This window comes from Shewanella zhangzhouensis, from assembly GCF_019457615.1.
Classification (GTDB): domain Bacteria; phylum Pseudomonadota; class Gammaproteobacteria; order Enterobacterales; family Shewanellaceae; genus Shewanella; species Shewanella zhangzhouensis.
In genome coordinates, this window is record NZ_CP080414.1 from 2,311,010 (window position 1) to 2,323,594 (window position 12,585).

General features: G+C 51.1%; 14 protein-coding genes. 11 read left to right on the forward strand and 3 right to left on the reverse strand.

Going from position 1 to position 12,585, the window contains the following annotated elements:
• The 10 genes from ccoO to ttcA all read left to right on the forward strand — a co-directional run bounded on the left by ccoO (position 1) and on the right by ttcA (position 8,514).
• Positions 1–606: a cytochrome-c oxidase, cbb3-type subunit II gene (gene ccoO, locus K0H63_RS10010; protein WP_011759905.1), complete on the forward strand. Its 606-nt coding sequence runs from the start codon at positions 1–3 to the stop codon at positions 604–606.
• A 12-nt stretch (positions 607–618) separates the two neighbouring features.
• Positions 619–792: a CcoQ/FixQ family Cbb3-type cytochrome c oxidase assembly chaperone gene (locus tag K0H63_RS10015; protein ID WP_011759906.1), complete on the forward strand. Its 174-nt coding sequence runs from the start codon at positions 619–621 to the stop codon at positions 790–792.
• Between the two features lie 5 nt (positions 793–797).
• Positions 798–1,769, forward strand: coding sequence for a cytochrome-c oxidase, cbb3-type subunit III (gene ccoP, locus K0H63_RS10020; protein WP_220067876.1), 972 nt, complete (start codon positions 798–800; stop codon positions 1,767–1,769).
• Positions 1,770–1,881: 112 nt separating this feature from the next.
• Positions 1,882–2,361, forward strand: coding sequence for a FixH family protein (locus K0H63_RS10025; RefSeq protein ID WP_220064563.1), 480 nt, complete (start codon positions 1,882–1,884; stop codon positions 2,359–2,361).
• Positions 2,362–2,368: 7 nt separating this feature from the next.
• Positions 2,369–4,756, forward strand: a complete 2,388-nt coding sequence (locus tag K0H63_RS10030; RefSeq protein ID WP_220064564.1) for a heavy metal translocating P-type ATPase — start codon at positions 2,369–2,371, stop codon at positions 4,754–4,756.
• On the forward strand, positions 4,753–4,953 hold the full coding sequence (gene ccoS, locus K0H63_RS10035; RefSeq protein ID WP_220064565.1) for a cbb3-type cytochrome oxidase assembly protein CcoS: 201 nt from the start codon (positions 4,753–4,755) through the stop codon (positions 4,951–4,953). The genes K0H63_RS10030 and ccoS overlap by 4 nt, the downstream gene beginning before the upstream one ends.
• The gene (locus K0H63_RS10040; protein ID WP_220067877.1) at positions 4,950–5,645 is read left to right on the forward strand and encodes a sulfite exporter TauE/SafE family protein; all 696 of its coding nucleotides are present in this window, start codon (positions 4,950–4,952) and stop codon (positions 5,643–5,645) included. Before ccoS ends, K0H63_RS10040 begins: the two co-directional genes overlap by 4 nt.
• Positions 5,646–5,701: 56 nt before the next feature.
• Complete coding sequence (gene etrA, locus K0H63_RS10045) at positions 5,702–6,454, forward strand: FNR family transcription factor (protein ID WP_220064566.1); 753 nt, start codon at positions 5,702–5,704, stop codon at positions 6,452–6,454.
• 84 nt (positions 6,455–6,538) lie between these two features.
• Entirely contained in the window at positions 6,539–7,471 is a 933-nt protein-coding gene (uspE, locus tag K0H63_RS10050; protein ID WP_220064567.1) for a universal stress protein UspE, read from the forward strand.
• A gap of 83 nt (positions 7,472–7,554) precedes the next feature.
• Positions 7,555–8,514 carry a tRNA 2-thiocytidine(32) synthetase TtcA gene (gene ttcA / locus K0H63_RS10055; protein ID WP_220067878.1) on the forward strand — a complete coding sequence of 320 codons (960 nt, stop codon included), beginning with the start codon at positions 7,555–7,557 and terminating at the stop codon, positions 8,512–8,514.
• A 107-nt stretch (positions 8,515–8,621) separates the two neighbouring features.
• Here the strand turns inward: ttcA and K0H63_RS10060 are convergent, their stop codons facing one another.
• Complete coding sequence (locus K0H63_RS10060; RefSeq protein ID WP_220064568.1) at positions 8,622–9,257, reverse strand: DUF2987 domain-containing protein; 636 nt, start codon at positions 9,255–9,257, stop codon at positions 8,622–8,624.
• Positions 9,160–9,957 (reverse strand): glucosaminidase domain-containing protein, encoded by a 798-nt coding sequence (locus K0H63_RS10065; RefSeq protein WP_258405564.1) that lies wholly within the window; start codon positions 9,955–9,957, stop codon positions 9,160–9,162. The genes K0H63_RS10060 and K0H63_RS10065 overlap by 98 nt, the downstream gene beginning before the upstream one ends.
• Before the next feature lie 295 nt (positions 9,958–10,252).
• Here K0H63_RS10065 and yvcK point away from each other — a divergent pair, with 295 nt between their 5' ends.
• Positions 10,253–11,161 (forward strand): uridine diphosphate-N-acetylglucosamine-binding protein YvcK, encoded by a 909-nt coding sequence (gene yvcK / locus K0H63_RS10070; protein WP_220064570.1) that lies wholly within the window; start codon positions 10,253–10,255, stop codon positions 11,159–11,161.
• Between the two features lie 73 nt (positions 11,162–11,234).
• On the opposite strand, the gene K0H63_RS10075 is transcribed toward yvcK, so the two are convergent.
• Positions 11,235–12,428 (reverse strand): amino acid aminotransferase, encoded by a 1,194-nt coding sequence (locus K0H63_RS10075; RefSeq protein WP_220064571.1) that lies wholly within the window; start codon positions 12,426–12,428, stop codon positions 11,235–11,237.
• Positions 12,429–12,585 lie beyond the last annotated feature (157 nt).

Consider the following 12,585-nt stretch of genomic DNA (forward strand, 5'->3'; position numbering starts at 1 on the left):
ATGAAATTCAACCATGAATTAATTGAGAAAAACATCGGTTTGCTCGGTATCTTCACCGTGCTGGTGATCAGCATCGGTGGTCTGGTGCAAATCACACCACTGCTGTTCCAGAAAGATACCACCGAGCCAGTGAAAGGCCTGCGTCCTTACACTGCACTCGAGCTTGAAGGTCGCGACATTTATATCCGTGAAGGTTGCTACAACTGTCACAGCCAGATGATCCGTCCCCTGCGTGCTGAAACTGAACGTTACGGTCACTACTCTGTAGCCGGCGAATCTGTATGGGATCACCCATTCCAGTGGGGTTCCAAGCGTACTGGTCCGGATTTGGCCCGTGTAGGCGGTCGTTACAGTGACAAATGGCACGAAGTTCACCTGATTGATCCTCGCGCTGTAGTTCCTCAGTCAAATATGCCTGGCTTCCCATGGCTGGCAGACAACAAGCTGGATGGCAAGTTGACTGCACAGAAAATGGAAGTCTTCCGTGGATTTGGCGTTCCCTACACCGATGCTGACATTGCCAACGCTCAGAAAGCCGTAGAAGGCAAAACTGAGATGGAAGCCATCATCGCGTACTTGCAGTCTCTGGGACACGCACTCAAATAAGGAGGCAACTATATGGATTACGGCACATTACACGGGATTGTAACCATAGTTGTAATGCTGACCTTCGTCGGTATATTTGCTTGGGCATATAGCTCCCGTCGTAAAAAGAGTTTCGACGAGGCGGCTAACCTTGTGTTCTCCGATGAGGAAACCAAGGCAATGAAGGACTCAGGAGAGCAAAAATAATGTTGATGAGTAACTTCTGGAGTATGTGGATTAGCATACTCACTATCCTGGTGATCGTAGGCTGCTTCGTGCTGCTGAGGATCTGTTCCAAGAACACGACGCCTGATATTAAAGAAGGCGAGTCAATGGGTCACAGCTTCGACGGTATCGAAGAGCTGAACAACCCACTGCCTAAGTGGTGGAGCTACATGTTCTACATCACTATCGTGTTTGGTGTGATTTATCTGGCGCTGTATCCAGGTCTGGGTAACTTCAAAGGTTTCCTGGGTTGGAGTAGCTCTAACCAGAGCATTGGTACTGAGCAAGGTATTAAGGCCGACTCTAAAGCCGCCATTGAAAGTGCGGCTAAAGAAGGTCGCTGGGTTCAGTACGATGTTGAAGTGAAAGGCGCTGACGACAAATACGGACACATTTTCAAAGAATACGCGGCAACGCCACTGGAAGAACTGGTGAAAAATCCAGAAGCTCTGAAAGTGGGTGGTCGTCTGTTCCTGCAAAACTGTGCCCAGTGTCACGGCTCTGACGCCCGCGGCAGCACTGGCTTCCCCAACCTTACCGATGCCGATTGGCTGTACGGTGGCGACCTGGCTACCATTAAGGCCAGCATCATGAATGGTCGTCGTGGCATGATGCCTCCAAAGGGTGGCTTGCCTATCGATGACAGTGAAATCCCAGGCTTGGCTGAGTATGTTGTCAGCCTGTCCGGTGGTGAGCATGACGCTGCTCTGGCAGCTCAAGGTCAGGGTTCTTTCATGAAGGGCTGTTTCGCCTGTCACGGTATGGATGCCAAAGGCAACAAGTTCATGGGCGCGCCTAACCTGACAGACAACGTGTGGCTCTACGGCAGCAGCCGCGGCAAGATTGAAGAATCAATCAAGTTCGGCCGCGCCGGTGTGATGCCAGCATGGAAAGACGTTCTGGGCGAAGAAAAAGTCCACGTCATCACTGCCTACGTTTACAGCTTGTCTAACAAGTAATTAACGTCAGTAAAATCAAGGCCCCGAGATAAAATCGGGGCCTTTTTTTAAGTGATAACTCAGACATTAAACGATAGAATATCGCTAACGAATTGACCTTTGGTATTACACAATGAATGAGCAGCAAGCCTGGTATAAGCAGTTCTGGCCCTGGTTTTTAATTATCCTTCCCATGTGCGCCGTCATCGCAAGTTTTGCCACCCTTAAAATTGCCATGGATAACTCTGATTCGTTGGTAGCCGAGGAATATTACAAAAAGGGCAAGGCCATCAATATGGACCTGTCCAAAATCCAATATGCACGCCAGATTGGTATGCAGTTTTTGGTCTCGGTTAAAGACGGCGCCATCACCCTCGAGCAGCATGGCGGCCCGGCCTATGACGCCGCGCTCAATACCAGCTTTTATCACCCTACCCTTGCCGATCGTGATTTTGCGGGTCTGCTTACCCAGGATGCAACCAAGCTTTATCGCATTATTCCTTCACAACCCATTTCAGGGTTCTGGGAAGTTCGCATTGAGAGTTTCGATGGCAAGTGGCGTCTGCAACAGCGTCTGGAACTTGCTGAGGGCAAAGAGCACTGGCTGAACTGAGTCAGATATGTCCCAGAAACCCTGTTTTCACTGTAACGAACCTGTCCTGACCGGCAGCAATTTCATCACCCGAATCGATGGCGTCGATCAGGTGATGTGCTGCCCGGGATGTCAGGCGGTTTCCCAGGCCATTGTTGATGCTGGCCTGCTTTCCTATTACAAGTACCGAACCGAGCCAGGCAGCCGCCAAACGGCACTGGTCCCCGAAAGCCTCAATCATTTCAGCGCCTACGATTTGCCTGAAGTACAGCAGGATTTCGTTCAGGAGCGAGATGGTCGGGAAGAAGTGACTCTCAGCATTGACGGCATTACCTGCGCTGCCTGTGCCTGGCTCATTGAACATAAGCTGCAAAAGCTTGACGGCGTCGACCGTATTCAAGTGAACTCCACTACCCAGCGCGCGTTTATTCGCTGGCAACCCTCTTTGGTGAAGTTAAGCGAGATCCTGTCTGCCATCGGCAGCATCGGCTATAACGCCGCACCATTTCAGTTGGACGATCAGGAAGTGATCAGCAAGCGCAACAGCCGCCGCTTTTTGCTGCGGCTTGGGCTTGCTGGGTTCGCCACCATGCAGGTGATGATGTTCGCCCTGGCACTTTATGCCGGCTACTTTACCGATTTGGAAACCGAGTTTCGTGATTATTTCCGCTGGGTCAGCATGATATTTGCGGCTCCGGTGGTGTTCTACTCGGCGCAGCCATTCTATTTCAGCGCCATACGCGCCATCCTGAGTGGTAAGCTCAACATGGATGTGTCCGTTTCCATTGCGATTTGTGGTGCCTATATTGCCAGCTGTGTCGCCACCATTCAGGGCACGGGCGAGGTCTATTTCGAATCCGTATCCATGTTTACCTTCTTCCTGCTTTTGGGTCGCTATTTCGAGCAGAATGCCCGTCAAAAGGCCTCCGTCAGCTCCAGCAACCTGCATAAGTTGGTGCCACTCACTGCGTCACTGGTGACAGAGCAAGGAATAGAAGAAGTGCCCGCCAAGAAGCTTCAGGTCGGCAACATCATTTTGGTCAGCCCGGGTGACGTTGTAGCGGCCGATGGCAAGATAGTGGAAGGCACTTCCGGCATTAATGAATCCATGCTTACCGGGGAGCAGCTGCCGATATCCAAGGCGCCGGGAGCCGAGGTATTTGCGGGTACCATCAATCTGGAACAACCCATCAGGGTGAAAGTGACCGCCATAGGCCAGGACCAGCTGGTTGCAGAAATTATCCGACTGCAGGAGCTCGCCTCCAATGCAAAACCGGCTATCGCCCTGACGGCAGATAAGCTTGCGCGTTATTTCTCCGCCACTATCCTAACAATTGCCGCCATTACCTATCTGGTATGGCGTCAGTTTGCCCCCGAAGATGCCTTTTGGGTAACCCTCTCAGTTTTGGTTGCGACCTGCCCTTGCGCTTTAGCTCTGGCCACACCCACCGCCGTGACCTGCGCAACCGGGCTCTTTACCCGATTGGGGATTATTTCCCGTAATGGCAGTGTTTTTGAAAAACTCCCAAAAATAAACACGGTGGTATTTGATAAGACAGGTACCCTCACCTGTGGCAGCTTCAGTTTTGGCGATATCCAGCTGTATGAGGGTGTCGATAAAGCCCGTGCACTCGCTATCGCTTCTGCGTTGGAGCAGGGGTCGCTTCATCCCATTGCAAGATTGTTTGCCAGGATACCGACAACGCTTGAAGTCACCAAACAGCATCATCTGGTTGGGGCTGGCGTTGAGGGCATCATCGAAGGTACCCGTTACCTGATTGGCAGTGCCGAATACCTGAAGGTGCCATCAGCATTGGTTTTTCCAGGGCAATGGGTGTATCTCGGTACTGACAGCAACTTACTGGCGGCTTTTGAGATCCAGGATAGGCTCAGAGACGATGCCAAAGAGACCATTGCCGCCTTAAAAGCCAAAAACATCAAACTGCAGATAGCCAGCGGTGATACCTCGGCTCATCTGCAGCAGGTGGCATCAACACTGGGTATCGCCGAGGTAAATGGCGGGCTCAAACCAAAAGGCAAGCTTGAGCTGGTCGAGTCCCTACGGAGCAACAATACGCTGGTCGCGATGTTCGGTGATGGTATTAATGATGCGCCCGTGCTCGCTGGCGCCGATCTGTCAGTAGCCATGGGCAGTGGCAGCGCCATCGCCAAAAACAGTGCCGATCTGATTTTACTCGGTGACCACCTGCACCGATTTGTTGAAGCCATGAATATTGCAGGGAAAACCAATCAAATAATCAGGCAGAATCTTGCCTGGGCATTGGGGTACAATGTGTTCATCTTACCCCTTGCCGTCACCGGCCATGTTGTACCCTATATCGCGGCCATCGGCATGTCTGCCAGCTCCCTGATTGTGGTGGGTAACAGCCTGAGGCTACTGAGGTTAAAACCATGAGTATCATCTACATCCTCATTCCCATTGCCATGCTGTTTGTGTTGATTGCAGTCGGGGTCTTTTTTTGGGCTGTTCGAACCGAACAATTTGACGATCTCGACCGACAGGGAGCGTCTATCCTGTTTGAAGAAGAAACACCCAAGGCACCAGACGCTCACGTGTCCGCCTCAAACAACATTGAGGCGGACAAGCGCTGATGGACTACAGCCTTTCCGGAGCCTTTTTGGTCGGCTTGATGGGCGGAGTTCACTGCTTTGGCATGTGTGGCGGCCTGTTAGGGGCCTTTTCAAGCCAAATCCCAGCGCCGGCACGTCATGACAATCCCCTCGCCCATCGACTCGGGTTCCTCCTGTCTTACAATGGCGGCCGTATCGCCAGCTACACTCTCGCCGGCGCCATCGCCGGAGGCGCCACAGGCGGCTTAAGCCTGCTGTTTGATGCGGGCCATCTTACGCTGTTTCTGCGTTTTCTGGCCGGGATCATGATGATTCTGCTTGGACTTTACGTTGCCAAAATCTGGTCTGGTGTTGTCTTCATCGAAACCCTTGGCAAAGGACTATGGCGCGTCATTCAGCCATTTGGAAAGCGCTTGCTGCCCATAGACACCCGTGCCAAAGCCATTCTAGCAGGCAGTGTATGGGGCTGGTTGCCCTGTGGTCTGGTGTACTCCACCCTGACCTGGTCTGTCGCCAGTGCCAATCCACTCGATGGTGCCCTTATCATGCTGTTTTTCGGTCTGGGCACCTTGCCTGCACTTCTGAGTGTGGGCGTGGCAGCGAAGTCGCTGATGGGGTGGTTACAACGCCGTGCTGTTCGTTGGTTATCGGGTGCACTGCTCATGGCCTTTGGCGTTCAAACCTTATATATTGGTGTCGCCCAGCTTGGCTAGCCCGGCGGGTGCAATTGAGTTAACATGTAGTTAATCAACAGGTTTGGGAACGAATAATGCCAATCGATCAAAATAAACATCGCCGCCCCGCCGCCACCGGTTGCACCATCCATTGCCATGATTGCAGTATGGGAACCCTGTGTATTCCGTTCACGCTCAACGCCAACGAATTGGATCAATTGGATAATATTATTGAGCGTAAAAAGCCTATCCAGAAAGGCGAGCAAATTTTCAAATCCGGCGACTCTCTCAAATCTCTCTATGCCATTCGTTCCGGCACCATTAAAAGCTATACCATCACTGAACAGGGTGACGAGCAGATAACCGGCTTCCACCTTGCCGGTGATGTTATCGGTTTCGACGGTATTCATGCCAACACCCATCAGAGTTTTGCCCAGGCGCTCGAAACCTCAATGGTGTGTGAAATCCCCTTCAATACCCTGGATGAACTTTCAGGCTCCATGCCCAAGCTTCGCCAACAGATCATGCGATTGATGAGCAATGAGATTATGTCGGATCAGGAAATGATCCTGTTGCTCAGTAAAAAGAACGCAGAAGAGCGGCTGGCGGCATTTATTGCAAATCTTGCTACACGCTATGGTAACCGTGGGTTTTCACAGCGTGAGTTCCGTTTAACCATGACCCGCGGCGATATAGGTAATTATCTGGGCTTGACGGTAGAAACCATCAGCCGTTTGTTGGGGCGTTTCCAAAAATCTGAACTTATCGAAGTCAAAGGCAAGTACATCACCATCATTGACTTCGCTGGCTTGAATACGCTGGCAGGCAACGCCCGTATCGCAAGATAAAAGCAAGTCATTGATCTAAAACAATGCAGCATAGCCTGTCCGGTTCATTATGGTAGATGAATGACAGCTAATCAGGAGGCCGCCATGAAGGAATATAAAAAGTTACTGGTCGTTGTTGACCCTACTAAAGATAAGCAACCTGCTCTGGAGCGCGCCGTTGCGCTTGCCGAAAAGAACCAGGCCTCTATTACCGTTTTTCTGTCCATTTTCGATTTTTCTTACGAGATGACATCCATTTTGTCGGCTCACGAGCGTGAAGCCATGCGCAAAGGTGTTATCGATCAGCGTGTTGCCTGGCTGGGTGACTTGATTGCCCCCTTTACTCAGGATGGCATTCATATTCAAACCCAGGTTGTGTGGCACAACCGCCCGTTTGAAAGCATCATCAATTATGCCATTGAAGGTGGTTTTGACCTGATTGTGAAAGGTACTCACGAACACGATAAGCTCAAAGCCGTTATCTTCACCCCTACCGACTGGCACCTGATGCGTAAAGCACCGGTTCCTGTATTGTTGGTGAAAGAGCACGACTGGCCGGTCGGGGGCAAAATCCTTTGCGCCGTAAACGTCGCTACCGAAGATCCAGAACACCAGGCCCTTAACGGCAAAGTCATTGAGTACGCGCAAAACCTGGCAGCCCAGTTTGATGCCAAAGTACATTTGGTCAACGGTTACCCAGGTACACCGGTCAACCTCGCCATCGAATTGCCGGACTTTGACGCACACAGCTATAACGAGTCCATTCGCATGCAGCATGAGCAGCGTGTGCAATATCTGGCAACGAGCTATGGCATTCCCGTCGAAGCCTGCCATGTCAAAGAGGGCTTGCCAGAAGATGTTATCCCCGAGCTTGCCGTGGATCTCGATGCAGAGCTGGTGATTTTGGGTACCGTAGGGCGCACCGGTCTTTCTGCTGCGCTTATTGGCAATACCGCCGAACACGTCATCGACAGCCTTAACTGTGACCTGCTCGCCATCAAACCCGATGGATATAAATCACCGCTTCAGGAAGGCTAACGCTTTACCCTAAGCCACTAAGCTGGAATAATACGCGCCCTGAAACCTAGGTTACCGGGCGCTTTTTTATGTCTGACGTTGTAATGTCTGAAATCCAGCAAGACGAACTTTCCAAAAAACAGATCACTCGCCTCAACAAGCTGCAAAAGCGGCTGCGTCGTGAAGTTGGCAGCGCTATCGCCGACTACAACATGATTGAAGAAGGCGACCGGGTCATGTGCTGCCTGTCCGGTGGCAAAGACAGCTATGCCATGCTGGATATTCTTATCAATTTGCAGCAACGTGCCCCCGTTTCGTTTGAAATTGTTGCCGTTAACCTGGACCAAAAGCAGCCTGGCTTCCCGGAGCATGTGCTGCCTGCTTACCTTGAGACCCTGGGGGTACCTTTTCATATTCTTGAGAAAGACACCTACTCCATCGTTAAAGACAAGATCCCGGAAGGCAAAACCACCTGTTCTTTGTGTTCACGCCTGCGTCGCGGCACTCTGTATGGATTTGCCCAGCGGATTGGTGCCACCAAAATCGCACTGGGTCACCACAGGGATGACATTATTGAGACATTGTTCCTTAACATGTTCTATGGCGGCAAAATGAAAGCCATGCCGCCCAAGCTTTTGTCCGACGACGGTGCCAACGTGGTTATCCGCCCCCTCGCCTATTGCCGTGAAAAAGACATTGCCGAATATGCCGAGCTGAAGCAGTTCCCCATTATTCCCTGCAACCTCTGTGGCTCTCAGGAAAACCTCAAGCGTGCCGCAGTAAAAGACATGCTTAAGCAGTGGGATCGCCAGCATCCTGGCCGTATTGAAACCATCTTTACCGCCATGCAAAACACCGCGCCTTCCCAGGGCGTCGACCGCGAGCAGTTCGACTTCGTCTCGCTTAAGCAGGATCCCAACGCCGAGTTTCGCGGTGATGTAGCAGAGGCGGACTTGCCTGCGTTTGACTTTATGGACACAGCAAACAGTGGCCACATTAATCTGGACGACGCCAGCAAACGTCAAGGCACACGTATCGATGTAGTATCGACCTTTACGCCCTGATGGCTCACATCCCGGCCAAGGAGACCGGGACATGTGAGCGATAAAAATAACAAAGCCCGCTTAAAGCGGGCTTTTTCATGGGCCTTCATTCGCAAAATCTATTGGCGCTATTTGGTTTGCGCGTACCAAGGGCTGACTATCTGTGGTGCGTCTGAGAAACTCAGTTGAGAAATACCGTCCAGCTCTTCACTTGTCAGTATCAACTCTTTTGACAGTCTCTTTTCGCTGCCATCAACCGTGGCAAACCGTCCCTCCTGGGTAAACTCAAACCGAATTCCGTCTGACGGGCGGGCAAAGTACTTCATTGGGAAGCCCTGTAAAGAGGCCTGTAAGCTGTCCATTTCCGATTTAAGTTCGGCCAGCGTGTCGCCGGAATACTGGGTTTGAGGAACCCGTTCTCTTACTTGAAGGCTTAAGCCACAGGTTGACGCATCTCCATCTGTTTCTATGTTAACCAGCGCCCTTGCCAGCTTTAAATCATCGTCGAAGGGCACAAACAACCGCTGGTCATCGGTAATGGTCAGGGGGAAGCGTTTTGACTCAGTGGTGATTTCGCCTTTTACTATCTTGCAGCCCGCTTTCATGGGTACTGAAAAGGTCAGTTCGGTTCTTGGGAAATCGCCCTTTTTAACCAGTTTCAATCTGTCATGAAATCCGCTGTACTCCAGCGAAACGGTAGTGGCAAATGCAGGTACCGACAGCATCAGACTGGACAGCAGACAGAGTTTGATTCTCGGATTCATCTTGAGATTCCAGGTAGGCTTTATTGTGCCGCAGCATCTGCAGCAATTCATCGACGTAGGCTTCACGTCGCTCGGAATAATTGACCAGGCCATACACCAGTGCATCTGCCGCAGGTTCGATGCCCTTGGCTCGCTGCTCTGCACGAATGGCACGGAAAAGTTTATAAGCCGAATGTGTATTCAGGTTATTGATATAAGAGGCAATGGCATCTTCCACTGTGTTAAACACAGTCACTTCGTGACTCATGTCCTGGGCTCTGGCCGAAGGCACCATGCCGCAGCCCTTGGTGTAGCACCACTGACCGAAAAGATTCAGCCCTTCACGGGCAAAACGCGAACTGCCCCATCCGCTCTCATTCGCGGCCTGCACCAGCACCAAGGACTCAGGAATGATATCGATGCGTTTTAGTAGGCTCTGTACCAGTTGTTTGGTCTGAGTGGTGTTCCACTCAGATGCGTGCTCTGATTCAAGCACGCCGTACTCAACACCCAACGTAGCTAAACGTTGCTGATCCTTGGCGGACAGGGGCTTTCCAGCCTCGAGTTTCAGCAGTATTTCACTGACAAAACGCCTTTTCTTTAACGTAGCGCGATTGATGTCCTGCACTATCGGACGTAAAAATTCAAAAAATGCACTCTTTTTCTCACCCACGTCGGCGTAGGTGTCGAAATCAGGCAAACGCGTCGTCTGTGAGAGCATTGGTAATACTCTCAAAGACTTACCTTTTTCTTCGAGGTCCGGGATCAGGCTGACTCTCAGAAGCAGAATCACCATGAAGCAGAGCGCGAAGGCAAGAATAAGTGTTGATATTTTACCGGTTTTCAAATAGTTACTCTCATTGTGGCAGCGAGTAGCGGTTCGCGGACAAAATTATATGTGATCCTGTTCCCATCGCAAAATTTATGACTGTATAATCTGAACGATTTGCCTAAACTGGTTGGCGTATGTAACCGACAAGGGGTGTCGGTGTTGTAAGTGCATCAAGGAAGCTGATATGGATATATTGCAATTCAATGAATATCGTAAGGTCGTCGCAATCGGCGGTGGACACGGCCTTGGACGCGTGCTTTCCAGTCTTTCATTTCTTGGTCCCAGACTGACAGGCATTGTGGCGACCACTGATAACGGTGGTTCCACAGGTCGCCTGCGGGCGCAGCACGACTGCATTGCCTGGGGCGACCTTCGTAACTGCCTGTCTCAGCTGGCTGATAGACCCTCTGTTGGCTCTCTGCTCTTTGAATATCGATTCGAAGGTGAGTCGGAGCTGGGTGGCCATAACCTCGGCAATCTGATTCTCTATGCCCTGGATGAGCTGTGTGTTCGTCCGTTGGATGCTGTGAATCTCATCCGGGGCATGCTGAAAATCGAATGCAAACTTATTCCCATGTCCGAACAACCGACGCACCTGGTCGCGCTGGAGGCCTGTGGCAATAAGGTGTTTGGTGAATTGGATGTGGACAGGCTTGAGAGCCATCCGATAGCCCTTTCCCTTGAACCCATGGTTGAACCTACCCACGAGGCGTGCCTTGCCATCGAAGAAGCGGATTTGATAGTGCTTGGCCCGGGAAGCTTTTTAACGTCTACCCTACCGGCACTGCTCCTTCCCAAAGTCGCAGCATCTATTCGCCGTGCAAAAGCCAAAGTGATTTTGATTGATAACCTTACGGCAGAGGTTTCCTCTGCCGCAAACCATTTAACGCTCAACGAGCGTATCCAATGGTGCCATCAATTGATAGGTAAGCCGGTTATTGAGCGGGTTTTGTGTCACGCTGAACACGAATACACCGAGGGCATCTGTCATTACCAGCCCCTTCGCAGTAAGCATCATCAAGGTTTGCACGATACTCAGGCGCTTGCAAAAGCCATTATGGCGCCTTTAGGCCGCAAACGTTTGATAGCCTAGCACGGACTGCCACTGGATTAAAAAAGGCTGCACTTGGCAGCCTTTTCTGTTTTCACATCAATTTTTTGTGAAATTAGAGCACTGCGGCAATGGCACGGCAAATAACCGGCATATTGGTTTTGGTCATGCCGGCAACGCTTATTCTGCCTGAACCAACAATGTACACACCATGTTCAGCTCTGAGGGCTTCCACCTGCGCCTTATTCAGGCCGGAGAAGCTGAACATCCCCATCTGACAGCTGATAAATGAAAAGTCCTGTGTTACACCGGCAGCTGCCAGACTCTCGACGAACAAAGTACGCATTTCGGCAATACGTTCGCGCATTTCTGCCAGTTCCTGCTCCCAGGCGGCTTTCAGTTCTGGACGACTTAAAATCGTACTCACAATCAGCGCACCGTGAGCCGGTGGATTTGAATAGTTCGCACGAATAGTACGTTTGACCTGACTGAATGCCACCTTGGCTTCCTCTGCCGTAGCGGCAACCAGGGTCACGGCACCAATGCGCTCGTTGTAGAGACCAAAGTTTTTGGAGAAGGAATTGGCGATAACCAGTTCTGGAACCATAGACGCGACCAAACGCAGACCTTCAGCATCTTCTTCTATGCCACGACCGAAGCCCTGATAGGCAAAATCAAACAGCGGAACCAAACCTTTTGCAGCACAAAGCTCACCTACCTTTTGCCACTGCGTGAGTGTCAAATCAATTCCGGTTGGGTTGTGACAGCAGCCGTGAAATAAGACCAGATCACCCTGCTTGGCTGCATCCAGTGAGTTAAGCATGGCATCAAAGTCGATGTCATGGTTGGCTGCATCGTAATAGCCGTATTCTTTTACGGTGAGGCCTGCAGTTTCAAAAATGTTTTGATGGTTTGCCCAGGTTGGATTGCTCACCCAGATCACCCGGCTTGGGGTGTTTCGTACCACAAACTCTGCGGCAACACGCAGCGCGCCCGTACCACCCGGAGCCTGTGCCGTCACCGCCCGTTCTTTTGTGGTGACTGTGTGGGTTGCACCAAACAGCAGCTCCTGCACAACCTTGTTGTACAAAGTTACGCCCTCAATCCCCAGATAGTTTTTGGTGCTTTCTTCAGCCAAAAGGATAGCTTCGGCCTGCTTCACCGACTTCAGTACCGGGGTCTGCCCTGCCTCGTCTTTATAGATCCCAACCCCAAGATTGACTTTATCGGTCCGAGGATCGGCCTTGAAGGCATCGGTCAGACCTAAAATCGGATCGGCGGGTGCGGGTACAACCTGGGAAAATATCATGGGATCTATCCTTTAGAATGGAAGTAATGAAAACCGCATATTTATAGCATTGCTGCAAATCGTAATGTAGCGCTGGCTAAAGATTCTCGATGAAAATCTTTAATAGATGAACATTCATCAAAAAATGCGATAAAAGTGTGATGATACCGGATTGGCG